We start from the raw sequence: 24755 nt of genomic DNA, 5'->3' as shown, positions 1-24755 counted from the left end.
CCAGCGCCCGGCCGAACTGACCGAGGTAGCGGTCCACCCGGCCGTCGACGAGCGCCTCGGCCAGGTCCGCGCCGTGGGTGGCGGCGATCTCGTCCGCGTACGGGCGGACCAGCGGGAGGATGCCGGTGACCAGCCGTCCGGCGGCGGCGCCGACAGCGGCCGGGTCACCGGCGCGCAGCCCGAGGCAGAGCAGCATGTCGTCGCGGTAGCCGGGCGGGGCGACCGGCAGGTCCAGCGCGGCGGACAGGGCGGCGCGGCGGGACACCACGCGCACCGACGGGTTCGCCGGCCGCAGCACCGAGGGGCAGAGCCGGGCCAGGTCGGCCGCCGCGAGCCGGACCCCGACCGGGTCGTCGGCCACCCGGGCGGCGGCGACCTTGCCCAGCGTCGCGAGCAGCTCCTCCAGGCGGGGCTCGTCGGCGGGCTGGCACAGCACGGGCAGGTCGATCCGGCGGCGCCACTCCGGCACCGCCCACAGCAGCCGGGCGGGCGCGGTGACCGGGAGGCCGAACGCCCAGTCGGCGGGCTGGCTCAGGCGGCGCACCCAGGAGCGGACGTCGCGGGCGGCCACGGAGACGTGCACGAGGCGACCGCCGTACTCGGTCAGGTACGCCCGGCGGGCCGCGTACGGCGTGCCGCGGCGGGACGTGGACCGCCGGTGCCCCGCGGCGGCGCGTCCCTCGTCGGCGGCCACCAGCACGTCCACGTCCACGTCGCTGTGCTCGGTGGCGGCCCGCCGGGCGTGGCTGCCGCGCAGCATGATCCCGACGACCGGCCGGTCGGCGGCCTGCCGCAGCCGGGCGGCCCAGTCGTCGAGGAACCCGGTGTCGGACAACGAAGCTGGGCCCACGACGCCATGCTGCCGAGACCCGATCTTCCGGTGCCGGACTCCCTGTCCGCCACCGGGGCGGTCAGCCCGACTCCTCCTCCGCCCGGCGGTATGCGTCGATCTTGTACTCGAGGACCTTCAGGTCCTCCTCCAGTTCGGCCATCCGGGCCAGCACCCGGGCCCGGTGCGCCTCGAACAGCGCCCGTCGCGCGCCGAGCGTGCTGTCCCCGTGCCGGGCCAGCTCCGCGTAGCGGCGCATGTCACGGACCGGCATGCCGGTCCGCCGCAGCCGGGTGAGCAGGAACAGCCAGTTGACGTCGGACTCGGTGTAGCGCCGGCGGCCCGACGAGTCCCGCCCGACGCGACCCACCAGGCCCTCCTGCTCGTACCAGCGCAGCGTGTAGGTGGTCAGGCCGACCCGTTCCGCCGCCTCACCCACGGTGAGGCTCATCTCCCGCGTGCTGATGTCCACGCCCTCCAGGCTTCCAGTTCGAGCCCACTCGAAGTCAAGTCCCTCGTTGCCGTGGCGGAGGAATTCACCTACCGTTGAGTTCAACGGGTGATGAATTGACGGAGGCGAGCATGGACGACGCGGTGTCGGTCCGCGAGCTGGTGGTCGACCGGGGCGGGCGGCGGGTGCTGCACGGCATCAGCTGCGGGGTGCCCCGGGGCACCGTGACCGGACTGCTCGGGCCCAGCGGCAGCGGCAAGACCACGCTGATGCGCGCGGTGGTCGGCGTGCAGACGGTCGGTGCCGGCACCGTCGACGTGCTCGGCCGCCCAGCGGGCTCGGCCGAGCTGCGCCGGCGGGTGGGTTATCTGACGCAGGCGCCGAGCGTCTACGCCGACCTGACGGTGCGGGAGAACGCCCGCTACTTCGCGGTGCTGCAGGGCCGGGGCCGCGCCGAGGCCGACCGCGCGGTGACCGACGTCGGCCTCGGCAAGGCGGCCGACCAGCTCGTCGGCACGCTCTCCGGCGGCCAGCGCAGCCGCGCCTCGCTCGCGTGCGCGCTGGTCGGCGAGCCGGAGCTGGTGGTGCTCGACGAACCCACAGTCGGCCAGGACCCGGTGCTGCGCGCCGACCTGTGGGCCCGGTTCCACGCCATGGCCGCGGCCGGCACCACGCTGCTGGTCTCCAGCCACGTGATGGACGAGGCCGCCCGCTGCGACCGGCTGCTGCTGATCCGCGAGGGCCGGCTGGTCGCCGACGACACCCCGGCCGCGGTCCGCGCCGCCACCGGGACCGACGACCTGGAGGAGGCGTTCCTGCGCCTGATCCGCGACGCCGAGGGGGAAGCGCGATGAACGGACCGATCCTGGCCGCCACCACCGGACGCATCCTGCGTCAGCTCCGCCACGACCGGCGGACCGTGGCGCTGCTCGTGCTGGTGCCGTCGGTGCTGCTCACGCTCGTCTACTTCATGTACGTCGACCAGCCCGCCCCGCCCGGCGCGCCGAGCACGTTCGACCGGGTGGCCCTGATCATGCTGGGTTTCTTCCCGTTCATCATCATGTTCCTCGTGACCAGCATCGCCATGCTCCGCGAACGCACCACGGGCACGCTGGAGCGCCTGCTCACCACGCCGCTGGGCAAGCTCGACCTGCTGTTCGGGTACGGCATCGCGTTCGGCCTGGCCGGGGTGCTCCAGTCCACAGTCGCCTCGGTCGTCGCGTACCGGGTGTTCGGTCTGGAGACTGCGGGCAGCGCGTGGCTGGTCGTGCTGATCGCCGGGGTGAACGCGGTACTGGCGGTGGCGCTCGGGCTGTTCTGCTCGGCGTTCGCCCGCACCGAGTTCCAGGCGGTTCAGTTCATGCCGGTGGTGGTGGCCCCGCAACTGCTGCTGTGCGGCCTGTTCGTGCCCCGCGACCAGATGGCCGGCTGGCTGCAGGCGGTCAGCGACGCGCTGCCGCTGTCGTACGCGGTCGAGGCGTTGCAGGAGGTCGGCGCGCACGCCGAGCCGACCGGAACGATGTGGCGGGACGTGGCGATCGTGGCCGGGGCGGCGGTGGCGGCGCTGGTGCTGGCCGCCGCGACGCTGCGCCGGCGCAGCGGGTGAGCGCGCGGCGCACCGGGCGGCGGCCCGGCAGCCCGGACACCCGCGAGGCCATCCTCGCCGCGGCGCGGGAGGCGTTCGCCGAGCGTGGCTACGACGCCGCGTCGATCCGGGCGATCGCCGCGGCGGCCGGCGTGGACCCGGCGCTCGTGCACCACTACTTCGGCGGCAAGGAGGATCTGTTCCGGGCCGCGACGGCGTTCCCGGCCGACCCGGGACGGCTGCTGCCGGCGGTGCTCGCCGGCGGCGCGGACGGGCTCGGCGAGCGGATGGTCCGGATGTTCCTGGAGGTCTGGGACTCCCCCACCGGCACGGCCGCGGTGGCGCTGCTGCGTTCGGCGGTGAGCAACGAGTGGACCGCCCGGCTGCTGCGCGAGTTCCTGGTCACGCAGGTGCTGCGCCGGGTGTTCGACCATCTCGGCGTCGACCCGGAGCAGCGCGCGCTGCGCGGCGGCCTGGTCGCCACCCAGCTCGCCGGGCTGGCCATGATGCGGTACGTGCTCCGCCTCGACGCGGTCGCGACCGCCGAACCGGCGACGCTGGTGGCAGCCATCGGTCCCACGGTCCAGCGCTACCTCACCGGCGACGTCACCTGAGGCGTCCGCGCCCGGCTCAGGCCGCCGCCCGGGGGCAGAGCATCGGGTGCAGCAGGCGGGACAGCTCCGCCACGTCGGCGACCGGCCGGGGGAAGGCGAGCCGGGCCCGCCGGGTCGCGCCGGGCCGCCCGTGCGCGACCAGCAGGCCGTACCTGTCGATCCGGACCACCCGCGGCACCTGGTCGCCGGTGAGGTGAAGCCGCCGCCGCAGGTAGTCGCCGACCTGTTCGGCGTGGTGGTCGGCCAGGTCGGCCAGCAGACCGGCCTCGACCGGGTGCAGCGGGTCCGGTTCGGCCTCCGCGAACGCCTCGGGGTCGATCCGGCGTACCCGCCCGGCGCGTTCCCAGCGGGCCTCGGCCACCTCGAAACGGTGCAGGTGGAACCGGCTGCCCACGTCGAGCAGGTCGCCGACCGGGTCGATGGCGGCGAAGTCGACAGCCGCGTCGCGCGCCGCGTCGCCGTCCAGCCGCGTCGCCCAGCCGGACACCCAGGCCCGGCCGAGTGAGGGCGCCCCGGCCGCGGGCGGCAGGTCGAGCACGTCGAGCACCGTGGCCACGTCGGCGTCGCCCGCCGGCGGCACGAGCGCCGCGGCGAGGTCACTGACCACGGGTACGAGCAGCAGCACCCGCCCGTCGGCGTCGACGGCGTGCCGGGCCTGGTGCGGGCCGGGGTGCCGGGCCAGGTGGACGAGGGCGGGCAACCGGCCCGCGACCAGGGTTCGCACGATCTCCGCCGGGCTGGGCCGCATGATCCCGACCTCCTTTAGCTAGGTTAGGCTTACCTAAGAAGCAGGCTAGACGATCGGAGACGTCGACGTGAACCACCCCCGGCCCAAGGCACGGCTCTCCCGCGCCCTCGGCATCCCGCTGACCCGCAAGTGCGTGCGGTACTTCGAGCGGCGCCCCTACCCGCCGGGCGTGCACGGCCGGTCCCGCCGCACCACCTCCGACTACCAGGTGCGGCTGCTGGAGAAGCAGCGGCTGCGCCACCAGTACAACGTCAGCGAGGCCCAGCTGCGCCGGCTGTTCGACGAGGCCGCCCGGGCCGCCGGCAGGACCGGCGACACGCTCGTCGCGCTCCTGGAACGGCGCCTCGACGCGGTGGTGCTGCGGGCCGGGCTGGCGCGCAGCATCTACCAGGCCCGCCAGCTCGTCGGGCACGGCCACATCACCGTCGACGGGCGCAAGGTCGACCGGCCGTCGTACCGGCTGCGGCCCGGCCAGGTGGTCGGGGTACGCGAGCGCAGCCGCGCGCTGCCGCCGTTCCAGCTCGCCGCCGCCGGCGCGCACGCCGACGCGCAGCCCCGGCCGTACCTGTCGGTGCAGCCGGCCGAGCTGCGCGCCACGCTGGTACGCGAACCGGCCCGGCACGAGGTGCCGGTGGTGTGCGACGAGCAGCTGGTGGTGGAGTTCTACTCCCGCTGACGGTCAGCGGGTCTGCTCCAGCCCTGGCGGACCCGCCAAGATCAGCGGGTCTGCTCCAGCCAGGAGGCGTACAGCAGCGCGTAGACCGAGTCGGTGTCGCGGACCAGTTCCTCGTGCGGGCCGCGCTGCACGATCCGGCCCCGGTCCACCACGATCACCTCGTCCGCCGCCTGCGCGGTGGACAGCCGGTGCGCGATGGCCAGCGTGGTCCGGCCCCGGGTCACCGCGTCCAGGGTCCGTTGCAGGCGGACCTCGGTGGCCGGGTCGACGGCGCTCGTCGCCTCGTCCAGCACCAGCAGGTCCGGGTCCGCGACGTACGCCCGGGCCAGCGCCACGAGCTGCCGCTCGCCGACGCTGAGCGCCTCCCCCCGCTCACCGACCGGCGTGTCCAGCCCGGACGGCAGCCCGTCCAGCCAGTCGGAGAGGCCCAGCTCGGCGAAGGCGGCGGTCAGCCGCTCGTCGGTCAGGTCGGGGCGGGCGAAGCGGACGTTCTCCCCGACCGTGGCGTCGAACAGGAAGCCGTCCTGCGGCACCATGACCACCCGGGAGCGCAGCGAGTCGAAACGTACCTGCCGCAGGTCGACCCCGGAGAGCAGCACCGCGCCCTCGGTCGGGTCCATCAGCCGGGTGAGCAGCTTGGCGAACGTGGTCTTGCCGCTGCCGGTCTCGCCCACCACCGCCACCCGGCTCTTGGCCGGGATGTCCAGCGTCACGTCGTGCAGCACCGGCGGTCCGCCCGGATAGGCGAACGTCACCCCGGCGAACCGGGCGTCCAGCGGCCCCGGCGGCAGCTCCCGGCCCTGCTCGCCGGGGTCGGCCACGTCCGGGGAGACGTCCAGCACGTCCAGCACCCGGCGCCAGCCGGCGATCGCGTTCTGCGCCTCGTTGAGCACCTCGGTGGCGATCTGCACCGGCTGGATGAACAGCGTGACCAGGAACAGGAACGCGGTGAGCTGGCCGATCGACAGCGTGCCGCCGACGCCCAGGCTGACCCCGACCACCACCACGCCGGCCAGCGCCAGCCCGGCCGCCAGCTCCCCCACCGAGCTGCCCATGATGCTGATCCGGATCGCCCGCTGCTGGGCCACCCGCTGCCCGTCGATGGCCGTGTCCAGCCGCCGCGCGGTGCGCCCGGCGATGCCGTACGCCCGGATCACCGGCGCGCCCACCACGCTCTCGCCGATCGCGCCGAGCAGCGTGCCGGTGCGCTGCCGCACCAGGCCGTAGGCCCCGGCGAGGCGGCGCTGCAACTGCCGGATCACCAGCACCGCGGGCGCGAACGCGACGAGCACCACGAGCGTCAACTGCCAGGAGTACGCGAGCATCACCGCTGTGGTCACCAGCAGCTGGCCCAGGTTGACGATCAGGATCACGCCGCCCCACTGGAGGAACTGGGTGATCTGGTCGACGTCGCTGGTGACCCGGGAGACCAGCGAGCCGCGCCGCTCGGACTGCTGGTGCAGCATGGACAGGTCGTGCACGTGCCGGAACGCCCGGGTTCGCACCCCGGCCAGCGCGGTCTCGCTGACGGTGAACAGCCGGCGCATCATCAGGTACCCGCAGGCGGTGGTGACCACCAGCACCCCGGCGGTGATGGCCACGGTGAGCGAGATGACGTTCAGGTCGAGCCCGCCGACGATGCCGTGGTCGATGCCGCGCTGCACCGCCACCGGCACGGCGACCCGGCCGACCATGTAGACAAGCGCCAGCGCGATCGTGCCGGCGAGGCCGGTGCGCAGCTCCGGGGAGAGCGCCAGGCCGCGCCGCAGCGTCTGCCAGGTGGTCTCGGCCCGCTCCTCATTGGCGACACTGCTCACCGGTCCACCTCGATCTCCAGGCCCGAGGGCAACGGCGTGACCTCGTCGTACGTCTGCTTCTGCTCGCGTTCCTGCTCGGCCTGCTCGTACGCGGTGACCAGGTCGGCGTAGCCGGGCACGGTGGCCAGCAGCTCGGTGTGGGTGCCGCGGGCGACCACCCGGCCCTGCTCCACGTAGATCACCTCGTCGGCGAGCGCGATGGTGGCCCGGCGGTACGCCACCACCAGGATCGATGCCGGGGCGCCGCCGTCGGCGGGCGCGCGCAGCCCGGCCAGGATGGCCGCCTCGACGCGCGGGTCGACAGCGCTGGTGGCGTCGTCGAGCACCAGCAGCCGGGGCCGCCCGGCGAGCGCCCGGGCCAGCGTCAGCCGCTGACGCTGCCCGCCGGACAGCGACGTGCCCCGCTCGCCGACCATGGTGTCGAGTCCGTCCGGCAGCGCGGCCACGAAGCCGTCCGCCTCGGCCAGCCGCAGCGCCGCCCACACCTCGTCGTCGCCGATGCCGGCGCGGTCGAGCGCGATGTTGGCCCGGACCGTGTCGTCGAAGACGAACGGCACCTGCGCCACCAGCGCCACGGTGCCGGCGAGCGAGGCGGCGGTCAGGTCCCGCACGTCCACGCCGTCCAGGGTGACCCGCCCGGCGCCCGGGTCGACCAGGCGTACGGCGAGCGACGCGATCGTCGACTTGCCCGCGCCGGTGGGGCCGACCAGGGCGACCGTCTTCCCGGCCGGCACGGTGAACGTCACCTCGCCGAGCACCTGGGCGCCGGGCAGGTGCGCCTCGGCCGGCTCGTACGCGAAGTGCACGTCGTCGAAGGCGAGCGTGGCCGGCTCCCGGGTGGCCGGGTCGAGCGTCGTCGTGCCGTACGGCATCTCGCCGGTGGCGTCGAGCACCCGGCGGACGCGGTCCCACCCGGCGACGCTGCGCGGCAGCTCGGCCAGCACCCAGCCGATCGCGCGTACCGGGAAGGCCAGCACGGTGAACAGGAACGCGACGCTGACCAGCTCGGTCACGCTGATCGCGCCCTGCCGCAGCCGGATCGCGCCGACCACCAGCACGGCGAGCGTGCCGAGGCTGGGCAGCGTCTCCAGCATCGGGTCGAACACGCCGCGCAGCCGGCCGACCGAGATCAGCGCGTCGCGCAGCTCACCGGCGCGGGCGGCGAAGCGGGCCGTCTCCTGGGCCTCGCGGCCCATCGTCTTGACCACCAGCGCGCCGTCGAAGCTCTCGTGCGCGATGCCGCTGACCTCGGCGCGCAGCCGCTGCGCCCGGGCCTGCCGAGGCGCCATCCGGCGGGAGTAGACCACGTTGAGCGCGAACAGCGCGGGGAACACCGCGAGGCCGACCAGGGCCAGCGCCCAGTCGGTGAAGAACAGCGACGCCACCGCGCCGACCAGCATCACCAGCGTGCCGACCGCGAACGGCAGCGGCGCGATCGGGTACCAGGCCGCCTCCACGTCGGAGTTGGCGTTCGACAGCAGCGTGCCGGTGGAGTTGCGGTGGTGCCAGGCCAGCGGCAGTTCCAGGTAGCGGCGGGTGACCCGGCGGCGGTAGGCGGCCTGGAGCCGGTACTGCATGTATCCGGCGCCGAGCCGGCGACCGAAGATGCCGACCACCCGCAGCACGCTGATGCCGAACAGCGCCGCCGCGGCGAGCGCCAGTGCCCCGCTCGCCACCTCGCCGCGCTCCACCGCCGGCACGACCACGTCGCCGACCACCGCGCCGACCACGTACGCGCTGGCGATCACCAGGAGGCCGAACAGCACGCTGCCGCTGACCGCGACCGCGAAGATCCGTGGCTGCTCCCGGATGGCCCGGCCGAGCACCCGTAGCCCCCTGCCGAGCACGTCCCGACTTGTCCCGCTCGCCACGCTCTCCCCCGCCGTAAGCCGCAGTTTTCTCCCCCATCCTTACCGCTCTCCGCCGGTCCCGCCGACCCGGCCCGGATATGTCCGCCGTCACGTTCCCGCCGGACCTGGCCCGGGGGCGGCCGGGAGCGGTCCGGCGGCGCGATCCCGCCGGGCGTGGCGCGCCGATCGGCCGGGACGGGCCTACGATCGGGTCATGCCGCGGTACGCCCGAGCGGAGCGCGAGGCGCTCGCCGACCTGATGCTGGAACTGGGACCGGACGCACCGACTGTGAACGAGGGGTGGAGCACCTGTGACCTGGCGGCACACCTGCTGGTGCGGGAGCGCCGGCCGGACGCGGCGGGCGGGATCCTGCTGCCCCCGCTGCGCGGCTACGGCGAGTCGGTCCGCAGGCGGATCGCCGCCGGGCCGTACGCCGATCTGATCGCCCGGGTCCGTCGTCCCCCGGTGTGGAGCCCGGTGAGCAACCCGCTCACCGACGAGCTGGCGAACGGGATGGAGTTCTTCATCCACCACGAGGACGTCCGCCGGGCCCGGCCGGGCTGGCAGCCGCGTGACCTGCCGGCCGGGCAGCAGGCGGTGCTCTGGAAGCGGGTAGCCCTGCTGGCCCGGATGGCGCTGCGGCGGTTCCCGGCCGAGGTGCTGGTGCAGGCGCCGGGGTACGGCGAACTGCGGGCCGGCGCCGGCGGCGAGCGGCTGCGGCTGGTCGGCGCGCCGGGCGAGCTGGTGCTGTTCCTCACCGGACGGCAGCGGGTGGCCCGGGTCCAGGTGGACGGTCCGGCCGACCGCGCCGAGCGTCTGCGCACCGCCGAGCTGGGACTGTGACCGAGGGTGCGTAGCCGGTCACGTTCGCACTGTGGAAAGTGGACGGCCGGACTTCGATAACGGTTACGTCCTCCCGTACGCTCCTGCGCACCGGCCCGACCCCGCGGGGCGGCGGACAGGGGACGACGATGCGCGACTTCGCCCTCTCGGCACTGCACGAACCGCCCTTTCCCTCCCGGCGTCACGCCGCTGTCGACCAGGCGGCCGCGGAGAGCGCCGCCTGGGTACGAGACTTCGGTCTGGTGACGGACCAGGCCGGGCGCCGGCGCCTGGCCGGCGCGCACGCCGCGGACCTGGCCGCACGCGCCTGCCCCGAGGCGTCGCCGTCCGGCCTGCGCCTGCTCACCGACCTGATCAACTGGCTGTTCGTGGTGGACGACGCCTGCGACGACGACGGGCTGGGCGCGGCGCCGACGCTGCTGGCACCCACGCTGGCCGCCCTGCTGGCGGTGCTCGACCGGCACGGCGACCCGGAGGCGCCGGCGCCCGCCGACGGCGGGCCGATCGCCTTCGCGCTGCACGACCTGTGCCGGCGGGCTCGCGGCCGGGGCCGGCCGGCCTACCTGCTGCGCCTGGTCAGCCAGCTGCGGGAGTACCTGCTGGCGCTGCTCTGGGAGGCCGCCAACCGGGAGCGGCTGCGGGTGCCGGGGGTGGCCGAGTACACCCAGATGCGCCGCCACACCGGCGGCGTCCGCCCGAGTTTCACGGTGACCGACCTGGCCCGCCCGTCCGCGCCCAACGCCGACCAGCGCGTCGCGCCGGCGCTCACCGCGCTGGACGCTCTCGCCACCGACCTGATCTGCTGGTGCAACGACCTGTTCTCGTACGGCAAGGAGCGGGGCGCCGCCCCGGAGGCGCACAACCTGGTCACCACCATCGCGGGCGAGACCGGGCAGGACGAGTCGGCGGCGCTGCACGCGGCGGCGGGCCGGTTCAACTCGGCCCTCGCCGCGTACGCCGAGCGGGACGCGGCGCTGAGCGCCGTCGCCGACGAGGGGATGCGGGCCTTCCTGGACACCCGCCGGGACTGGATCCGGGCCACCTACGACTGGTCCCGCGCGGCCAGCCGGTACGCCTGACCGGTTCCAGCAGGCGGGACCGGTGGCGACTCGGCCGATCGGGGCTAGCCGCTGGCCGGGTGCAGGCAATACCCTTCGGTAACCGCAGACCGGCGTGACCCCCGTCACGTCCCTCCACCCCTGAAGGCGGCTACAGCGATGGCTCTCGATGTACCGTACCGTTCCGTACCCGACATGTTCCTCAAGCGCGTGGCGGACTCCCCCGACCGGCACGCCTTCGCCCACCCCGCACCCGACGACTCGGGCCCGGTCTGGCTGACGTGGGAGCAGGTCGGGCAGCGCGCCAAGGCGATCGCCGCCGGGCTGCACGGGCTCGGTGTCGGCCTGGAGAACCCCGTGGCGATCCTGGCCAACACGCGCCTGGACTGGGTGCTCGCCGACTTCGGCATCATGTGCGCCGGTGGGGCCACCACCACCGTCTACCCCACCACCGAGCCCGAGGACGCGGTCTACATCATCGCCGACTCCGGCTCGAAGGTGCTGTTCGCGGAGAACCCGGACCAGGCGGCGAAGATCGCCGGAGCGGACCTGCCCGCGCTGACCCACGTGGTCCTCTTCGACGGCACGCCCGACCCGGCGGCGGCCGTACCGCAGCTCACCCTGGCCGAGCTGGAGGAGCGCGGCGCGGCCGCGCTGAGCGCCGAGCCGGATCTGATCGACATGCTCGTCGCCGGCATCGGCCCGGACCACCTGGCCACCCTGATCTACACCTCGGGCACCACCGGGCGCCCGAAGGGCGTGGAGCTGCTGCACGGCGGCTGGTGCTGGGAGGGCGTGGCGCAGGCCGACCTGGGCCTGCTGCGCGTCGACGACCTGCAGTACCTGTGGCTGCCGCTGTCGCACTCGTTCGGCAAGACGCTGCTCTGCGGCGCCACCCACGTCGGCCTGCCCACGTACGTCGACGGCCGGGTGGACAAGCTCGTCGACCTGCTCGGCGTGGTGCAGCCGACGCTCATGTGCGGCGCGCCCCGGGTCTTCGAGAAGGTCTACAACAAGGCGGTCACGACCGCGCAGGGCGCGGGCGGCGCCAAGGCCAAGATCTTCGCCTGGGGCGTCGGGGTCGGCAAGGAGAAGGTCGCGCTGGAGCAGGCCGGCAAAGCGGTTCCGGCCGGGCTGCGGATGAAGTACGCGCTGGCCGAGAAGCTCGTGTTCAGCAAGCTCCAGGCCCGGCTCGGCGGCCGGATGCGGGTGCTGGTCTCCGGCGCGGCGCCGCTGAGCAAGGAGATCGCCACCTTCTTCGCCGCCGCCAACCTGCCCATCTCGGAGGGCTACGGACTGACCGAGACCAGCGCGGGCGCGTTCGTGAACCCGCCCGACGGGTTGAAGATCGGCAGCGTGGGCCGGGCCATGGGCGACCTGGAGTGCCGGATCGACACCGACGGCGAGGTCCTGTTGCGCGGCAAGCCGGTCATGCGTGGCTACCACAATCTGCCGGAGGAGACCGCCGCCGCGTTCACCGAGGACGGCTTCTTCCGCACCGGCGACATCGGCACCCTCGACGACGAGGGCTACCTGCGCATCACCGACCGCAAGAAGGACCTGGTCAAGACGTCCGGCGGCAAGTACGTCGCGCCGTCGCACATCGAGGGCATGTTCAAGGCGGTGTGCCCGTACACCTCGCAGGCGGTGGTGATCGGGCAGGCGCGCAACTACTGCACCATGCTCGTCACGCTGGACCCGGACGCGATCAAGGGCTGGGCCGCCGGCACCCCGTTGGAGGGCAGCGACTACACCACGATCGTCACCTCGCCGCAGGCGCGGGAGATGGTCGAGGGGTACGTGGCCGAGCTGAACTCCAAGCTCAACCGCTGGGAGACGATCAAGAAGGTAGCGATCCTCCCCCGTGACCTCACCATCGAGGACGGCGAGGTCACGCCGTCGCTGAAGATCAAGCGCCGCAGCGTGGAGACGAACTTCGCCTCCGAGATCGACAAGATGTACGAGGGCACGCTCGCCGAGCTGTAACCCGCACCGCCGTACTGTCGCGCCGGCCGTGCCCCACCGTCCCGGGGCACGGCCGCGCGCCGTTCACAGGTGCCGCTGCCGCCAGTGGCTCTGCTCGGCCTCGGCGGCGATCTGCTCCTCCAGCGCGAGCTGGCGTACGCGGCGCCGGTGACCGTTCTCGCCCCGGGTCTCCCAGGCCACGCCCGCGCCGGTGAGCACCGCCAGCACGACGAGAGCGTTCAGCTCGTGGAGAAGGGCGACGGCCGGTACGGCGGCGACGAGCAGCAGCACCGTCACCAGCAGCGGCGGCCGTACCCGGCGTTCCGCCAGCCACCAGCACGCGGCGATGCTGAGCAGGTAGAGCCCGACCCCGCCGAACAGGATCCCGGCCCAGAAGGCGCCCAGCGGCGGGCCCCACGCGGGCGTCGCCGGTGAGGTGGCCTCGGCCAGCAGGTCCTTGAGGCCGAGGGCGAAGAGGATGATCCCGGCGACCATCGGCAGGTGCAGGAACGTGTAGACGGTGCGGGCCAGCCGCAGCCGCGCGGCCCGGTCCCGGGCCTGGTGCAGGGCCTGTTCCAGCGCGAACGCCAGCGTGTCGAAGTACGCCCACCACAGCGTCGCCACGATCACCACGCCGAGCAGCGCGGCGACCGCGACCGGCCCGGTGAGCGGCAGCCCGGTCTTCGGGCCGAGCCCGAGCGCGATGAGCGACTCGCCGAGCGCGACGAGCACGATCAGCGCGTGCCGTTCCGCCCAGTGCCCGGCCGAGACGACCACCCACCACTGCCGGCCCAGAATCGCCCCGGAGAGATACTCGACGAGCAGCGCCAGCGTCCAGAGCGCCAGTTGCAGCCACACCGCGAGCCGCTCCTGCGGCAGCCGCCCGGGCAGGGTCCCGGCGACGACCAGCAGCGCCGTGGCCACGGTCGGGGCCAGGAAACGGATCCGCAGTCCCCGGCGCCGGGCCGGGTCGGCGCGGTCGGCCCAGGCGAAGACGGTGAGCTGGGCGGTCCGGATCACGAAGTAGCACCCGGCGAAGACGAGCGGCCCCGGGAGCCAGCCGGCGCGGTTGGCGAACGCGCTGGGCACGCTGAGCACGAGCAGGAACGTCGCGGCCACGGTGACGAAGCCGACCAGCGGCAGAATCCCCTGGTCGGCGCGGAAGGCGTTGCCCATCCGCGCGAAGCCGGTCCACGACCACCAGAGCAGCGCCAGCACCAGCAGGAACCGGTAGAGGTTGACCGGCGTGAGCACCGAGGCGGTGAGCGTCGTGACGCTCAGGAACGCGAAGACGAAGACCAGGTCGTAGAAGAGCTCCAGCCGGGTGGTCCGGGAGCCCGGCGCGCTACGGCGCACCGCCCACGACCACCGGACCGCGTCCCCGTCTCCCACCCGGGCAGTCTGCGGGCAGCGGCCCGCCCACAGCCGGGATTCGGGCGGTTCACCACCGGATCGGGCGGGCGGTCAGGCGATGACGCTGGGCTCCCGCCACTGCGGGCGGCTGGTGCGGTCCAGGTCGTACCGGACCGCGGCGAGTCGGCCCACCGCCTCCACCAGTTCCTCGGCGGGCAGCGTGAAGGGCAGACGCAGGAAGCGCTCCAGCGTCCCGTCCAGGCCGAACCGCGGTCCGGGCGCCAGCCGTACGCCGACCTCCTCGGCCGCCCGGGCCAGCGCGCTGGAGATCGGCCCGTCCAGCTCCGCCCAGAGCGTGACGCCGCCGCCCGGCACCCGTACCCGCCAGTCGGGCAGCCGCTCGGCGAGCGCCGTGACCAGGGCGTCCCGCTGGGCGACGAGCTGGGCCCGGCGGGCGGCCACGATGGCCGGCGCCTCGGTGAGCAGGTGCACGGCGACGAGCTGGTCGAGCACCGGGCTGGCCATGTCCACCCCGACCCGGGCCGCTGCGAGCCGCTGCACCTGGGGTGCGGAGGCGCGGACCCAGCCGATCCGCAGCCCGCCCCAGTAGGGCTTGCTCATGCCGCCGATGCTGATCACCCGGGAGTGCCTGTCGAAGACCGCCACCGGCGGCGGCATCGCGGTGTCGTCCAGCGGCAGGTCGACGAAGGACTCGTCGACCACCAGGTCGGTGCCGGCCGCGTGGGCCGTACCGACCAGCCGCTCACGCAGGTCGGCCGCCATCAGGTGGCCGGTCGGGTTCTGGAACTCGGGGATCACGTACGCGAGCTTCGGCCGGGTCTGCCGGAGGCTGCCGAGCAGCAGTTCGGCGTCCCAGCCCTCGTCGGACAGGCCGTGGGTGGCGATCCGGGCCCGGCGGGCGGACAGCGCGGCCAGCGCGTTGGGGTAGGTGGGCGACTCCACCAGCACCCCGCCGCCCGGTGACAGCGCCAGCCGCAGCACCAGGTCCAGCGCGTGCTGGGTGCCGCTGGTGACCATGATCTGCTCCGGGCTGGTGGGCAGACCGCGTTCGGTGTACCCGAGGGCCACCGCCTCGCGCAGCTCGATGATGCCGGTCGGGTGGTAGCCGGCGCCGCCGAGGTAGCGGGGCAGGTCCTCGGCCGCGGCCCGGGCGGCCGGGACGAGCTGCGGCGGCGCGGACAGCGCGGCCACGCCGAGGTCGATCATGTCGCGGTCGTCCAGCGGCGTCCACAGGCCGGTGCTGGCGACCTTGTGCCCGCCGGGCAGCATGGTCCAGCTCCCCGCGCCCCGGCGGCTGGCCAGGTGGCCGCTCTCCCGCAGTTCCCGGTACGCGGCGGTGACGGTGGTCCGGCTGATCCGCAGCGCCTCGGCCAGCTCCCGCTCGGCCGGCAGGCGTACCCCCAGGGGGAGCCGCCCGTCGGCGAGCAACCCCCGGACGGCGCCGGCGAGTGCGGCGTAGTCGGGGCTGCGCCGGCGGCCCGGCAGGGCGTGCCACTGGCCGAGGAGTCGCGCCAATTGGACGCCGCGCACCTGGCTGGTCATGGCCACACCTCCGAAATTGGCACCCTTGATGACCGCGATTGGCCCCTAGGGTGGCATGCATGGCACCGCTTGGCAATCTCCGGCACCGGCCCGCGCGACGACTCACCCAGCTCTATGCCGGGCTGGTTCTCTACGGCGTGAGCATGGCACTGATGATCCGGTCGGAGCTGGGGCTGGACCCGTGGGACGTGTTCCACCAGGGGCTCGCCCGGCAGACCGGCCTGTCCTTCGGCACCGTCACCATCGCCGTCGGCGCCCTCGTGCTGCTGCTCTGGATCCCGCTACGACAGCGTCCCGGCCTCGGCACGGTCAGCAACGTCGTGGTGATCGGACTGGTCGTCGACGCCACCCTGGCGGTGCTGCCGCCCGGGGAGGGCATGCCGGCGCGCGTCGCGCTGCTCGTCGCCGGGATCATCGCCAACGGCGCCGCCACCGGCCTCTACCTCGGCGCCGGGCTCGGCCCCGGCCCGCGCGACGGCCTGATGACCGGGTTCGTCGCCCGCCACCCCCGGTTCTCGGTCCGGCTGGTCCGCACCGTCATCGAGATCACCGTGCTGGCGCTCGGCTGGCTGCTCGGCGGCACCGTCGGCCTCGGCACGGTGGCCTACGCGCTGACCATCGGCCCGCTGGCCCAGTTCTTCATCCCGGTCTTCGCGCTGCCCGGGCGGCCGGCGACCGGCGCTTACGCTACGTGACCTCGGGCGGGCCGACCGCCACGGCCCGGGACGATCCGCAACGCGCTGAGCTGCGGCGACGCAGAACCGGGAAACCAGGTGTTTCCTCCGCCGTCGCGGCCGGGCATCATTCCTGCATGGGGGAGAACGGATGGCGTTGGAGCGACGCCTGGATCTTCGTCGCGCTTGTCATCGCCAGTGGCGCCGGCCGGCACCGGCGGGCCGCCGCTACACGCCGCCCCGAAGGCGTACGGCTGGCCGACGTCCTCTCCACCGCCGACCACCTCAACCAGGCCATCCCGGAGCGGCACGAGGTGGAGGGGGCGGTCCGGCGGCTCGTCGGCGCGGGCCTGGTCAGCGTCGCCGACGGCTGGTTCCGGGTCACCCCGGACGGTGAGCGGCTCTGGCGCACCCGGCCCAGCGCCGGGCTCGGTACCACAGTGGACACGGTGCAGGGCGTACTGACCCGGCGGCACCCGCCCGCCGAGTCCGAGTGGCAGCTCGCCGAGGACGACCACGCCGCCGCCGTGCAGGAATACGTGGTCCGGTCGATCCCGATGCCGCGCCGCTCCCCCGAGGGGCACTCCGGCCGGCCCTGAGAGCCGGCGGGCCGCCTCAGCGCACCGGGTGCCCGGCGCCGCGCAGCGCGTCCTTGACCTCGCCGACGGTGAGTTCGCCGAAGTGGAAGACGCTCGCCGCGAGCACCGCGTCCGCCCCGGCGCCGACGGCCGGCGGGAAGTGGGCCACAGCGCCCGCGCCCCCGCTGGCGATCACCGGCACGTCGACCACCTCGCGGACCGCCTGGATCAGCGGCAGGTCGAACCCGGCCTTGGTGCCGTCGGCGTCCATCGAGTTGAGCAGGATCTCGCCCGCGCCCAGCTCGGCGCCGCGCGCCGCCCACTCGACCGCGTCCAGGCCGGTGCCGCGACGGCCGCCGTGGGTGGTCACCTCGAAGCCGCTGGGCGTCGTGCCGTCCGGGGCGCGGCGCACGTCGAGCGAGAGCACCAGCACCTGCCGGCCGAACCGGTCGGCGATCTCGGCGATCAGCTCCGGCCGGGCGATGGCGGCGGTGTTCACGCCGACCTTGTCCGCACCGGCGCGCAGCAGCGTGTCGACGTCGGCGACCCGGCGGACGCCGCCGCCCACGGTGAGCGGGATGAAGACCGACTCGGCGGTGCGGCGCACCACGTCGAGCATGGTGCCCCGGTCGCTGGACGAGGCGGTGACGTCGAGGAAGGTCAACTCGTCCGCGCCGGCCCGGTCGTACGCCGCCGCCAGCTCCACCGGGTCGCCGGCGTCGCGCAGGTCGAGGAAGTTGACCCCCTTGACCACGCGCCCGGCGTCCACGTCCAGACACGGGATGACCCGTACCGCCACCGTCATGCCCCGAGCCTAACGAACGCGCGGGCGGTGGTGTCCCGCCGGTGAGGCCGGTCACCACCGCCCGGGGTGGAGTGGTTCGCGCCGGTCAGAGACGGACCAGCATCTTGCCGAGGTTCTCGCCGCGCAGCAGGCCGAGGAACGCCTCGGGCGCCTGCTCGATGCCGTCGACGATCGTCTCGTCGTACGACAGCCGGCCCTCGCGCAGCCAGCCCGCCACCTCCTGCACGAACTGCTCCCGCAGGTGACCGTGGTCACTCACGAGGAACCCGCGCAGCGTCAGCCGCTTGCCGATCACCAGCGCCAGGTTGCGCGGCGCGGCGGGCGGCTCGGTGGCGTTGTACTGCGCGATCATGCCGCAGATCGCGGCCCGGCCGTGCGGGTTCATCGCCCCGATCGCGGCCTCCAGGTGGTCGCCGCCGACGTTGTCGAAGTACACGTCGACACCGTCCGGGGCGGCGGCCCGCAGCTGCTTGGGCACCGGGCCGTCGTGGTAGTCGAAGGCGGCGTCGAAGCCCAGCGCGGTGAGCCGTTCCACCTTCGCGGCGGAACCGGCGCTGCCGATCACCCGGCCGGCGCCGCGCAGCTTCGCGATCTGGCCCACCATGCTGCCGACCGCGCCGGCGGCGCCGGAGACGAACACCGTCTCCCCCGGCTTCATCGCCGCCACGTCCAGCAGCCCGGCGTACGCGGTCAGCCCGGTCATGCCGAGCACGCCCAGGTACGCGGTGACCGGCGCCAGATCGGGGTCGACCTTGCGCGCGCCCTTGGCGTCCACCAGCGCGTACTCGCGCCAGCCGAGCCCGTGCAGCACGGTGTCGCCGGGCTTGACGCCCCCGGCCTCGCCGGCCACCACCTCACCGATCGCGCCCCCGTCGAGCGGGGCGTCGAGCGCGAACGGCGGCACGTACGACTTGACGTCGTTCATCCGTCCGCGCATGTACGGGTCGACGGACATGAACCGGTTGCGGACCACTACCTGTCCCGGGCCCGGCGTCGGCACCTCGGTGGTGACCAGCCGGAAGTTCTCCGCGGTCGGCCAGCCCTGCGGCCGGGACGCCAGATGGATCTCCCGGTTCATCGCGCCTCGCGGACCGTGCGCGTCACCTCGACGTTGCCACGGGTCGCGTTGGAGTAGGGGCACACCTGGTGGGCGGCGTCGACGAGCTGCTCGGCGGCGGCGCGCTCGACAGCGGGCAGGTCCACCACGAGCGTCACGGCCAGGCCGTAGCCGCCGCTGCCGTTCGGGCCGATGCCCACCTCGGCCTCGACGACGGAGCCGGAGACGTCCGCCTTGGCGTGGCGGGCCACCACGCGCAGCGCGGAGTGGAAGCAGGCCGCGTAGCCGGCCGCGAAGAGCTGCTCCGGGTTGGCCGCGCCCCCGGCGCCGCCCATCTCCTTCGGGACGGCGAGGTCCAGCTCGACCGTGCCGTCGGAGGTCCGGACGTGACCGTCGCGGCCGTCGCCGGTGGCGCGGGCGGAGGCGGTGTAGAGCACCTGCATGTCACTGCTCCTTCTGTCGGTGGATCGTCTCGGTGACCCGGGTGAGGATGCCGTGGAGGAAGACCAGTTCGGCCTCGGTGAGCCCGGTGGCGGTGGCCACCCGCCGTGGCACGTCACCCATCCGCTCCCGCAGATCCCGGCCCCGGCCGGTGAGGCCCACCTCGACCCGGCGCTCATCGGCCGCCGAGCGGGTACGCACCACCAGACCGGCCGCCTCCAGCCGCTTGAGCAGCGGGGAGAGCGTGCCGGAGTCGAGCCGGAGCTGACCGCCGAGCTCGGAGACCGTGGGGGCGTCGTCGCCGCGCTCCCAGAGCACCAGCAGCACCAGGTACTGCGGGTAGGTCAGGCCGTGCTCGTCGAGGATGGGCCGGTAGACGTCGGTCAGGGCGCGCGACGCCGCGTAGAGCGCGAAGCACACCTGCCGGCGCAGTACCAGATCATCGGTCACGTGTTGAACCGTAGCGTGCAATTGAGTTGTGCACAACTTATCCGGGCGCGGAGCGGGACGGCGCCGGCCACCCGGGCACCGGTCAGCGCTCCGGCAGGTACGCCTCCAGCTCGACCTCGACCAGGAGATCGGGGTCGATCAGCCCGGCCACCACCACCATCGTGGCGACCGGCCGCACCGGCCCGAACACCGCGTTGTGCGCCCGCCCCACCTCGTCGGCGTAGATCCGGTCGGTCACGTACATCCGGGTCCGCACCACGTCCCCCGGCCCGGCGCCGACCTCCGCCAGCGCGTCCAGGCCGATCCGGATCGCCTGCGCGGTCTGCGCCGCCGCGTCACCCGCGTGCGCCACCCGGCCGTCCACTGTGGAGGTGCAGCCGGCGGTGATCGCGAGCGAACCGGCCCGGACCACCCGCGAGTAGCCGTACAGCGCCTCCCACGGGCCGCCCGAGCCGAGCCGGGTCACCACCGCGGCGTCGGCGGGCGGCTCCGCCGTCACGCGCCGGCCCGCAGCGTCGCCAGCGCCTCGGCGACGGTGAACGCGCCCGCGTAGAGCGCCTTGCCGGCGATCACGCCCTCCACACCGATCGGCTCCAGCGTGGCGAGCGCCCGCAGGTCGTCCAGCGTGGACACGCCGCCGGAGGCGATCACCGGGGCGTCGGTGCGGGCGCACACCTCACGCAGCAGGTCCAGGTTGGGACCGCGCATGGTGCCGTCCTTGGTGATGTCGGTGACCACGTACCGCGCCGCGCCGGCGGCGTCGAGCCGGGCCAGCACCTCGTACAGGTCACCGCCGTCGCGGGTCCAGCCCCGCGCCGACAGGGTACGGCCGCGCACGTCCAGCCCGATCGCCACCCGGTCGCCGTACTCGCCGCAGATCCGGTCGCACCACTGCGGGTCCTCCAGCGCGGCGGTGCCGATGTTGACCCGGGCCGCCCCGGTGCCCAGCGCCGCCCGCAGCGACTCGTCGTCGCGGATGCCGCCGGACAGTTCCACCTTCACGTCCAGCTTGCCGACCACCTCGGCGAGCAGCGCGGCGTTGGAGCCCCGCCCGAACGCGGCGTCCAGGTCGACCAGGTGGATCCACTCCGCGCCGTCGGACTGCCAGGCCAGCGCCGCGTCCAGCGGGTCGCCGTACGTGGTCTCGCTACCGGCGGCGCCCTGCACGAGCCGGACGGCCTGGCCGTCGGCGACGTCCACGGCGGGCAACAGGGTGAGGCTCAACGCTTCTCTCCTCGGATCCTCAGCGACGGTCCAGCGCGATCACCACGACCGCGGGCAGGACCAGCAACAACAACACGACCAGCACCAGCCGCAGCGCGAGGTCGTCGACCAGATTCCAGATGGCGACCACCGCGACCGCGGTGAGCACCAGGATCGTCGCCCGCTCACGGCGGGTGTGCCGATGCAACCGGCCGGTACGGCCGCGCCGCGGCGACGGCGTCAGCCGGCGTACCAGAGAACGACGCCGCTCCCGGCGTGCCACCCGGCGGGCCCGGGCGGCGCGCGCCCGCTCCTGCTCGGCCTCGCGCTCCGCGCGGCGGCGGGCCCGCTCCTTGCTCACGCGGACGCCCGCGGGCCGGTCACAGCGTGCCGAGCCAGTTGCGCAGCAGCGCGGCCCCGGCGTCGGCCGACTTCTCCGGGTGGAACTGCGCGGCCGACAGCGGCCCCCGCTCCACCGCCGCGACGAAGTCCGCGCCGTGGTGCGCCGTGGTCACCGTGGCGCCCGCCTCGGCCAGCGCCACCGGGTCGGTCACCCCGTAGGAGTGGACGAAGTAGAACCGGGTGCCGTCCGGCAGCCCGGCGAACAGCGCCGAGCCGGCCGGCGGGCGCACGGTGTTCCAGCCCATGTGCGGCAACCGCCGCGCGGGCAGCCGGGTCACGCCGCCGGGCAGCAGCCCCAGCCCCTTGGTGACCACGCCGTGCTCCTCGCCGTGCCCGAAGAGGATCTGCATGCCGACGCAGATGCCCAGCACCGGCCGCCCGGCGGCGACCCGGTCGGCGATGACCGGCCCGGCGCCCAGCGCCTCGATCCCGGCCATGCACGCGGCGAACGCGCCGACGCCCGGCACCACCAGGCCGTCGGCCGACGCGGCGGCGTCCAGGTCGTCGGTGACTGTCACGTCGGCGCCGGCCCGCTCCACCGCGCGCTCGGCCGAACGCAGGTTGCCCGAGCCGTAGTCGAGCACCACCACCCGTGCCATCAGCTCTCCCCCGGCAGCAGCCAGAGCACCCCGGCGACGGTGGCCAGCACGGCCAGCAGGCCGGTGATCACCACGGCGGCGCGGGGAGCGCCCTGCTTGAGCAGCGACCACGTCCCGCCGACCAGCAGGCCGGCCAGGATCAACAGAAGGGTGGGCAGCACCTTCATTAGAGAGCACCCTTCGTGGACGGCACCACACCCGCGTTACGCGGGTCCAGCGCGGTGGCCTCGCGCAGCGCGCGGGAGACGGCCTTGAACTGCGCCTCGACCACGTGGTGGGCGTCCGGGTGGCCGCCGGGACGGGCCGCGCGCAGCACGTCCACGTGCAGCGTGATCCGGGCCGACTGACCGAACGACTCCCAGATGTGCCGGGTCATGCTCGTCGGGTAGACCGGCCCGATGTACGGGGCCAGCGCCGGCTCGTCGTGCACCACGTACGGGCGGCCGGACAGGTCGACGGCGGCGCGGACCAGCACCTCGTCCATCGGGACGGTGGCCGAGCCGTACCGCCGGATGCCGGCCTTGTCGCCCAGCGCCCGGTCGAACGCGGCGCCCAGCGCGAGCGCGGTGTCCTCCATCGTGTGGTGCGCGTCGATCTCCAGGTCGCCGACGGTGTGCACGGTCAGGTCGAAGCCGCCGTGCCGGGCGATCTGGTTGAGCATGTGGTCGTAGAAACCGACGCCGGTCTCGATGTCGGCCTTGCCGGTGCCGTCGAGGTCGATCTCGACGAGCACCTTCGTCTCGTTTGTGACCCGCTCGATCCGGGCGATCCGGCTCATGAAACTGTCTCCATCGCGGTGAGGAAGGCGTCGGTCTCGGTCGGGGTTCCGGCGGTGACGCGCAGCCAGCCGGGCAGGCCGACGTCGCGCACCAGCACGCCGGCATCGAGCAGGGTACGCCAGGCCACCGCCTGGTCCCCCTCGACGGCGAACAGCACGAAGTTGGCGTCGCTGTCGGCCACCCGGTGGCCCCGGGCGCGCAGCTCGGCGACGATCCGGTCCCGCTGCTCCATGATCGCGGTCACGGTGCCGAGCAGGGCGTCCCGGTGCGCCAGCGCCGCGCGGGCGGCGGCCTGGGTGAGCGCGGACAGGTGGTACGGCAGCCTTACCAGCTGCACCGCGTCCACCACCGCCGGGTCGGCGGCCAGGTAGCCGAGCCGGCCGCCGGCGAACCCGAACGCCTTGCTCATGGTGCGGGTCACCACCAGCCGCGGGTGGCCGGGCAGCACGGCGAGCGCACTCACCGTGCCGGGCCGGGCGAACTCGGCGTACGCCTCGTCGACGATCACCATGCCGGGCGCCTCGTCCAGCACGGCGGCGACCACCGCCGGGTCGAGCGCGGTGCCGGTCGGGTTGTTCGGCGAGCAGAGGAACACCACGTCCGGCCGGTGCTCGCGGACCTGGGCCACCGCCTCGCCGGCGGTGAGACCGAAGTCCGCGCCGCGCCGGGCGGGCACCCACCGGGTGCCGGTGCCGAGCGCCAGCAGCGGGTGCATCGAGTACGCCGGGGCGAAGCCGAGCGCGGTACGCCCGGGACCGGCGAACGCCTGGAGCAGCTGCTGCTGGATCTCGTTGGAGCCGTTCGCCGCCCACACGTGGTCGGCGGTGAGCCCGTGTCCCAGGTAGGCGGCGAGGTCGGCGCGCAGCGCCACCGCGTCCCGGTCCGGGTAGCGGTTGAGGTCACGCAGCTCGGCGGCGACCGCCTTGCCGATCGCCTCCACCACCGGCTCGGGCACCGGGTAGGAGTTCTCGTTGGTGTTCAGCCGCACCGGCACGTCGAGCTGCGGCGCCCCGTACGGCGTGCGCCCGCGCAGGTCGTCGCGGATCGGCAGGTCGTCGAGCGTGGTCACGACGCGCCGCCGTCGGGGAACCGGACGCTGACCGCCTGGCCGTGCGCGGGCAGGTCCTCCACGGTCGCCAGGGTGACCACGTGCGGGGCCACGTCGCGCAGCGCGTCCTGGGTGTATTCGATCAGGTGGACGCCGCGCAGGAACGACTGCACGGACAGGCCGGAGGAGTGCCGGGCGCAGCCGCCGGTGGGCAGCACGTGGTTGGAGCCGGCGCAGTAGTCGCCGAGCGACACCGGCGACCAGGCGCCCACGAAGATCGCACCGGCGTTGCGTACCCGCAGCGCCCACTCGCGGGCGTTCTCGGTCTGGATCTCCAGGTGCTCGGCCGCGTACGCGTCGACCACCCGCAGGCCCGCCTCCAGGTCGTCGACCAGGACCACGCCGCTCTGCTCGCCGCGCAGCGCCGTGCCGATCCGCTCGGCGTGCTTGGCCGCCGGCGCCTGCCGGGCCAGCTCGGCGTCGACCGCGTCGGCCAGCGCGGTGGACGGGGTGACCAGCACGCTCGCGGCCAGCGGGTCGTGCTCGGCCTGGCTGATCAGGTCGGCGGCGACGTGCGCCGGGTCGGCGGTGTCGTCGGCCAGGATCGCGATCTCGGTCGGGCCGGCCTCGGCGTCGATGCCGACCACGCCGCGCAGCAGCCGCTTCGCGGCGGTGACCCAGATGTTGCCCGGACCGGTGATCATGTCGACCGGCTCGCAGCGCTCGTCCCCGGCCGGGTCGACGGTGGCGCCGTACGCGAGCATGGCGACCGCCTGGGCGCCGCCGACGGCGTACACCTCGTTCACGCCGAGCAGCGCGCAGGCCGCGAGGACCCGGCGGTCGGGCAGGCCGTCGTTGTCCTTCTGCGGCGGGCTCACCACCACCAGGGAGCGCACCCCGGCCGCCTGGGCCGGCACCACGTTCATCACGACGGTCGACGGGTACATGGCCAGGCCGCCGGGGACGTAGAGGCCGACCCGGTCGACCGGCACCCACCGCTCGGTCACCGTGCCGCCGGGCACCACGGTCGTGGTGTGGTCGGTGCGGCGCTGGTCGTCGTGGACCTTGCGGGCCCGGGTGATCGACTCCAGCAGCGCGGCGCGGACCTGCGGGTCCAGCTCGCCCTCGGCGGCGCGGATCGTCTCGACCGGCACCCGCAGCCGCTCCGGGGAGACGCCGTCGAACCGTTCGCTCGCCTCCCGGATCGCCGGGTACCCATGGTCCCGGACCGCCTCCACGAGCGGGCGGATCCGCTCGACCGCCACGGAGACGTCGAGCTGGGCACGGGGCAGCAGGCGGCGCGGGTCACGGACACCGCCGCGCAGGTCGATCCGATTCAGCACGCCTGCGAGTCTAGGCCGCCGCC

27 protein-coding genes and 1 pseudogene are annotated in these 24755 nt (G+C 74.4%); 9 read left to right on the top strand and 19 right to left on the bottom strand.

From position 1 onward, the window contains the following. Window positions 1–112: 112 nt before the first annotated feature. Both O7607_RS21370 and O7607_RS21365 read right to left on the bottom strand, forming a co-directional pair. Window positions 113–760: pseudogene (locus tag O7607_RS21370) on the bottom strand (phosphoribosyl-AMP cyclohydrolase); the annotation flags it as partial. A 151-nt stretch (window positions 761–911) separates the two neighbouring features. Further along, window positions 912–1301: a MerR family transcriptional regulator gene (locus O7607_RS21365; protein WP_051611426.1), complete on the bottom strand. Its 390-nt coding sequence runs from the start codon at window positions 1299–1301 to the stop codon at window positions 912–914. Between the two features lie 110 nt (window positions 1302–1411). On the opposite strand from O7607_RS21365, the gene O7607_RS21360 reads away from it, so the two are divergent. The 3 genes from O7607_RS21360 to O7607_RS21350 are packed head-to-tail and all read left to right on the top strand — an operon-like array spanning window position 1412 to window position 3479. Further along, window positions 1412–2134, top strand: a complete 723-nt coding sequence (locus O7607_RS21360; RefSeq protein WP_269704932.1) for an ABC transporter ATP-binding protein — start codon at window positions 1412–1414, stop codon at window positions 2132–2134. Continuing rightward, the gene (locus O7607_RS21355) at window positions 2131–2886 is read left to right on the top strand and encodes an ABC transporter permease (RefSeq protein WP_269704931.1); all 756 of its coding nucleotides are present in this window, start codon (window positions 2131–2133) and stop codon (window positions 2884–2886) included. Before O7607_RS21360 ends, O7607_RS21355 begins: the two co-directional genes overlap by 4 nt. Next, window positions 2883–3479 (top strand): TetR/AcrR family transcriptional regulator, encoded by a 597-nt coding sequence (locus O7607_RS21350; RefSeq protein ID WP_269704930.1) that lies wholly within the window; start codon window positions 2883–2885, stop codon window positions 3477–3479. Before O7607_RS21355 ends, O7607_RS21350 begins: the two co-directional genes overlap by 4 nt. A gap of 16 nt (window positions 3480–3495) precedes the next feature. On the opposite strand, the gene O7607_RS21345 is transcribed toward O7607_RS21350, so the two are convergent. Then, the gene (locus tag O7607_RS21345; RefSeq protein WP_269704929.1) at window positions 3496–4227 is read right to left on the bottom strand and encodes a DUF2470 domain-containing protein; all 732 of its coding nucleotides are present in this window, start codon (window positions 4225–4227) and stop codon (window positions 3496–3498) included. A 67-nt stretch (window positions 4228–4294) separates the two neighbouring features. On the opposite strand from O7607_RS21345, the gene rpsD reads away from it, so the two are divergent. Next, window positions 4295–4903 carry a 30S ribosomal protein S4 gene (rpsD, locus tag O7607_RS21340; protein WP_269704928.1) on the top strand — a complete coding sequence of 203 codons (609 nt, stop codon included), beginning with the start codon at window positions 4295–4297 and terminating at the stop codon, window positions 4901–4903. A 41-nt stretch (window positions 4904–4944) separates the two neighbouring features. On the opposite strand, the gene O7607_RS21335 is transcribed toward rpsD, so the two are convergent. Continuing rightward, a complete protein-coding gene (locus O7607_RS21335) occupies window positions 4945–6720 on the bottom strand; it encodes an ABC transporter ATP-binding protein (protein WP_269704927.1) in 1776 nt (591 codons plus the stop codon). Beyond that, the gene (locus O7607_RS21330) at window positions 6717–8567 is read right to left on the bottom strand and encodes an ABC transporter ATP-binding protein (RefSeq protein ID WP_269704926.1); all 1851 of its coding nucleotides are present in this window, start codon (window positions 8565–8567) and stop codon (window positions 6717–6719) included. The genes O7607_RS21335 and O7607_RS21330 overlap by 4 nt, the downstream gene beginning before the upstream one ends. A 217-nt stretch (window positions 8568–8784) precedes the next feature. Between O7607_RS21330 and O7607_RS21325 the strand changes: the two genes are divergently transcribed. The 3 genes from O7607_RS21325 to O7607_RS21315 all read left to right on the top strand — a co-directional run bounded on the left by O7607_RS21325 (window position 8785) and on the right by O7607_RS21315 (window position 12458). After that, entirely contained in the window at window positions 8785–9414 is a 630-nt protein-coding gene (locus O7607_RS21325; protein ID WP_269704925.1) for a TIGR03085 family metal-binding protein, read from the top strand. 128 nt (window positions 9415–9542) lie between these two features. After that, complete coding sequence (locus tag O7607_RS21320) at window positions 9543–10493, top strand: terpene synthase family protein (protein WP_269704924.1); 951 nt, start codon at window positions 9543–9545, stop codon at window positions 10491–10493. Between the two features lie 138 nt (window positions 10494–10631). Next, window positions 10632–12458 (top strand): AMP-dependent synthetase/ligase, encoded by a 1827-nt coding sequence (locus O7607_RS21315; RefSeq protein WP_269704923.1) that lies wholly within the window; start codon window positions 10632–10634, stop codon window positions 12456–12458. Between the two features lie 63 nt (window positions 12459–12521). Here the strand turns inward: O7607_RS21315 and O7607_RS21310 are convergent, their stop codons facing one another. Both O7607_RS21310 and yczR read right to left on the bottom strand, forming a co-directional pair. Then, on the bottom strand, window positions 12522–13793 hold the full coding sequence (locus O7607_RS21310; RefSeq protein ID WP_442929535.1) for a low temperature requirement protein A: 1272 nt from the start codon (window positions 13791–13793) through the stop codon (window positions 12522–12524). A 108-nt stretch (window positions 13794–13901) separates the two neighbouring features. Further along, window positions 13902–15353, bottom strand: coding sequence for a MocR-like transcription factor YczR (yczR, locus tag O7607_RS21305; protein ID WP_269704921.1), 1452 nt, complete (start codon window positions 15351–15353; stop codon window positions 13902–13904). Between the two features lie 59 nt (window positions 15354–15412). Between yczR and yczE the strand changes: the two genes are divergently transcribed. After that, complete coding sequence (gene yczE / locus O7607_RS21300) at window positions 15413–16048, top strand: membrane protein YczE (protein ID WP_269704920.1); 636 nt, start codon at window positions 15413–15415, stop codon at window positions 16046–16048. Window positions 16049–16164: 116 nt separating this feature from the next. Continuing rightward, window positions 16165–16626 carry a hypothetical protein gene (locus tag O7607_RS21295; protein ID WP_269704919.1) on the top strand — a complete coding sequence of 154 codons (462 nt, stop codon included), beginning with the start codon at window positions 16165–16167 and terminating at the stop codon, window positions 16624–16626. A 16-nt stretch (window positions 16627–16642) separates the two neighbouring features. Here O7607_RS21295 and hisF read toward each other — a convergent pair whose 3' ends face one another. From hisF to hisD, 12 genes are all read right to left on the bottom strand, one after another. Continuing rightward, entirely contained in the window at window positions 16643–17410 is a 768-nt protein-coding gene (gene hisF, locus O7607_RS21290) for an imidazole glycerol phosphate synthase subunit HisF (protein ID WP_194801238.1), read from the bottom strand. An 85-nt stretch (window positions 17411–17495) separates the two neighbouring features. Continuing rightward, window positions 17496–18488, bottom strand: a complete 993-nt coding sequence (locus O7607_RS21285; RefSeq protein WP_269704918.1) for an NADP-dependent oxidoreductase — start codon at window positions 18486–18488, stop codon at window positions 17496–17498. Beyond that, window positions 18485–18910 carry an organic hydroperoxide resistance protein gene (locus O7607_RS21280; RefSeq protein ID WP_269704917.1) on the bottom strand — a complete coding sequence of 142 codons (426 nt, stop codon included), beginning with the start codon at window positions 18908–18910 and terminating at the stop codon, window positions 18485–18487. Before O7607_RS21280 ends, O7607_RS21285 begins: the two co-directional genes overlap by 4 nt. A 1-nt stretch (window position 18911) precedes the next feature. Next, entirely contained in the window at window positions 18912–19358 is a 447-nt protein-coding gene (locus O7607_RS21275; protein WP_269704916.1) for a MarR family winged helix-turn-helix transcriptional regulator, read from the bottom strand. Window positions 19359–19440: 82 nt separating this feature from the next. After that, a complete protein-coding gene (locus O7607_RS21270; protein WP_269704915.1) occupies window positions 19441–19857 on the bottom strand; it encodes a RidA family protein in 417 nt (138 codons plus the stop codon). Beyond that, a complete protein-coding gene (gene priA / locus O7607_RS21265; RefSeq protein ID WP_269704914.1) occupies window positions 19854–20582 on the bottom strand; it encodes a bifunctional 1-(5-phosphoribosyl)-5-((5-phosphoribosylamino)methylideneamino)imidazole-4-carboxamide isomerase/phosphoribosylanthranilate isomerase PriA in 729 nt (242 codons plus the stop codon). Before priA ends, O7607_RS21270 begins: the two co-directional genes overlap by 4 nt. Window positions 20583–20601: 19 nt before the next feature. Beyond that, a complete protein-coding gene (locus O7607_RS21260; RefSeq protein WP_269704913.1) occupies window positions 20602–20922 on the bottom strand; it encodes a hypothetical protein in 321 nt (106 codons plus the stop codon). 19 nt (window positions 20923–20941) lie between these two features. Next, window positions 20942–21562, bottom strand: a complete 621-nt coding sequence (gene hisH / locus O7607_RS21255; protein ID WP_269704912.1) for an imidazole glycerol phosphate synthase subunit HisH — start codon at window positions 21560–21562, stop codon at window positions 20942–20944. Continuing rightward, window positions 21562–21729 carry a hypothetical protein gene (locus tag O7607_RS21250; protein ID WP_013287581.1) on the bottom strand — a complete coding sequence of 56 codons (168 nt, stop codon included), beginning with the start codon at window positions 21727–21729 and terminating at the stop codon, window positions 21562–21564. Before O7607_RS21250 ends, hisH begins: the two co-directional genes overlap by 1 nt. Beyond that, window positions 21729–22340 carry an imidazoleglycerol-phosphate dehydratase HisB gene (gene hisB / locus O7607_RS21245; RefSeq protein ID WP_030500263.1) on the bottom strand — a complete coding sequence of 204 codons (612 nt, stop codon included), beginning with the start codon at window positions 22338–22340 and terminating at the stop codon, window positions 21729–21731. The genes O7607_RS21250 and hisB overlap by 1 nt, the downstream gene beginning before the upstream one ends. Next, complete coding sequence (locus O7607_RS21240) at window positions 22337–23410, bottom strand: histidinol-phosphate transaminase (protein ID WP_269704911.1); 1074 nt, start codon at window positions 23408–23410, stop codon at window positions 22337–22339. The genes hisB and O7607_RS21240 overlap by 4 nt, the downstream gene beginning before the upstream one ends. Beyond that, complete coding sequence (hisD, locus tag O7607_RS21235; protein WP_269704910.1) at window positions 23407–24732, bottom strand: histidinol dehydrogenase; 1326 nt, start codon at window positions 24730–24732, stop codon at window positions 23407–23409. Before hisD ends, O7607_RS21240 begins: the two co-directional genes overlap by 4 nt. Window positions 24733–24755 lie beyond the last annotated feature (23 nt).

It is taken from the genome of Micromonospora sp. WMMA1949, from assembly GCF_027460145.1.
Lineage (GTDB): Bacteria > Actinomycetota > Actinomycetes > Mycobacteriales > Micromonosporaceae > Micromonospora.
Note: the sequence above shows the minus strand (reverse complement) of the source record. Positions and strands in the feature narration are given on the sequence as shown.

Excerpts from the sequence above, each read along its gene's own strand:
- O7607_RS21360 (WP_269704932.1), top strand. The coding sequence starts at position 1,412 with ATGGACGACGCGGTGTCGGTCCGCGAGCTGGTGGTCGACCGGGGCGGG.
- O7607_RS21320 (WP_269704924.1), top strand. The coding sequence starts at position 9,543 with ATGCGCGACTTCGCCCTCTCGGCACTGCACGAACCGCCCTTTCCCTCC.
- O7607_RS21280 (WP_269704917.1), bottom strand. The coding sequence starts at position 18,910 with ATGCAGGTGCTCTACACCGCCTCCGCCCGCGCCACCGGCGACGGCCGC.
- O7607_RS21315 (WP_269704923.1), top strand. The coding sequence starts at position 10,632 with ATGGCTCTCGATGTACCGTACCGTTCCGTACCCGACATGTTCCTCAAG.
- hisB (WP_030500263.1), bottom strand. The coding sequence starts at position 22,340 with ATGAGCCGGATCGCCCGGATCGAGCGGGTCACAAACGAGACGAAGGTG.
- O7607_RS21345 (WP_269704929.1), bottom strand. The coding sequence starts at position 4,227 with ATGCGGCCCAGCCCGGCGGAGATCGTGCGAACCCTGGTCGCGGGCCGG.
- hisF (WP_194801238.1), bottom strand. The coding sequence starts at position 17,410 with ATGACGGTGGCGGTACGGGTCATCCCGTGTCTGGACGTGGACGCCGGG.
- hisH (WP_269704912.1), bottom strand. The coding sequence starts at position 21,562 with ATGGCACGGGTGGTGGTGCTCGACTACGGCTCGGGCAACCTGCGTTCG.
- O7607_RS21285 (WP_269704918.1), bottom strand. The coding sequence starts at position 18,488 with ATGAACCGGGAGATCCATCTGGCGTCCCGGCCGCAGGGCTGGCCGACC.
- yczE (WP_269704920.1), top strand. The coding sequence starts at position 15,413 with ATGGCACCGCTTGGCAATCTCCGGCACCGGCCCGCGCGACGACTCACC.
- yczR (WP_269704921.1), bottom strand. The coding sequence starts at position 15,353 with ATGACCAGCCAGGTGCGCGGCGTCCAATTGGCGCGACTCCTCGGCCAG.
- O7607_RS21250 (WP_013287581.1), bottom strand. The coding sequence starts at position 21,729 with ATGAAGGTGCTGCCCACCCTTCTGTTGATCCTGGCCGGCCTGCTGGTC.
- O7607_RS21295 (WP_269704919.1), top strand. The coding sequence starts at position 16,165 with ATGGGGGAGAACGGATGGCGTTGGAGCGACGCCTGGATCTTCGTCGCG.
- O7607_RS21325 (WP_269704925.1), top strand. The coding sequence starts at position 8,785 with ATGCCGCGGTACGCCCGAGCGGAGCGCGAGGCGCTCGCCGACCTGATG.
- O7607_RS21355 (WP_269704931.1), top strand. The coding sequence starts at position 2,131 with ATGAACGGACCGATCCTGGCCGCCACCACCGGACGCATCCTGCGTCAG.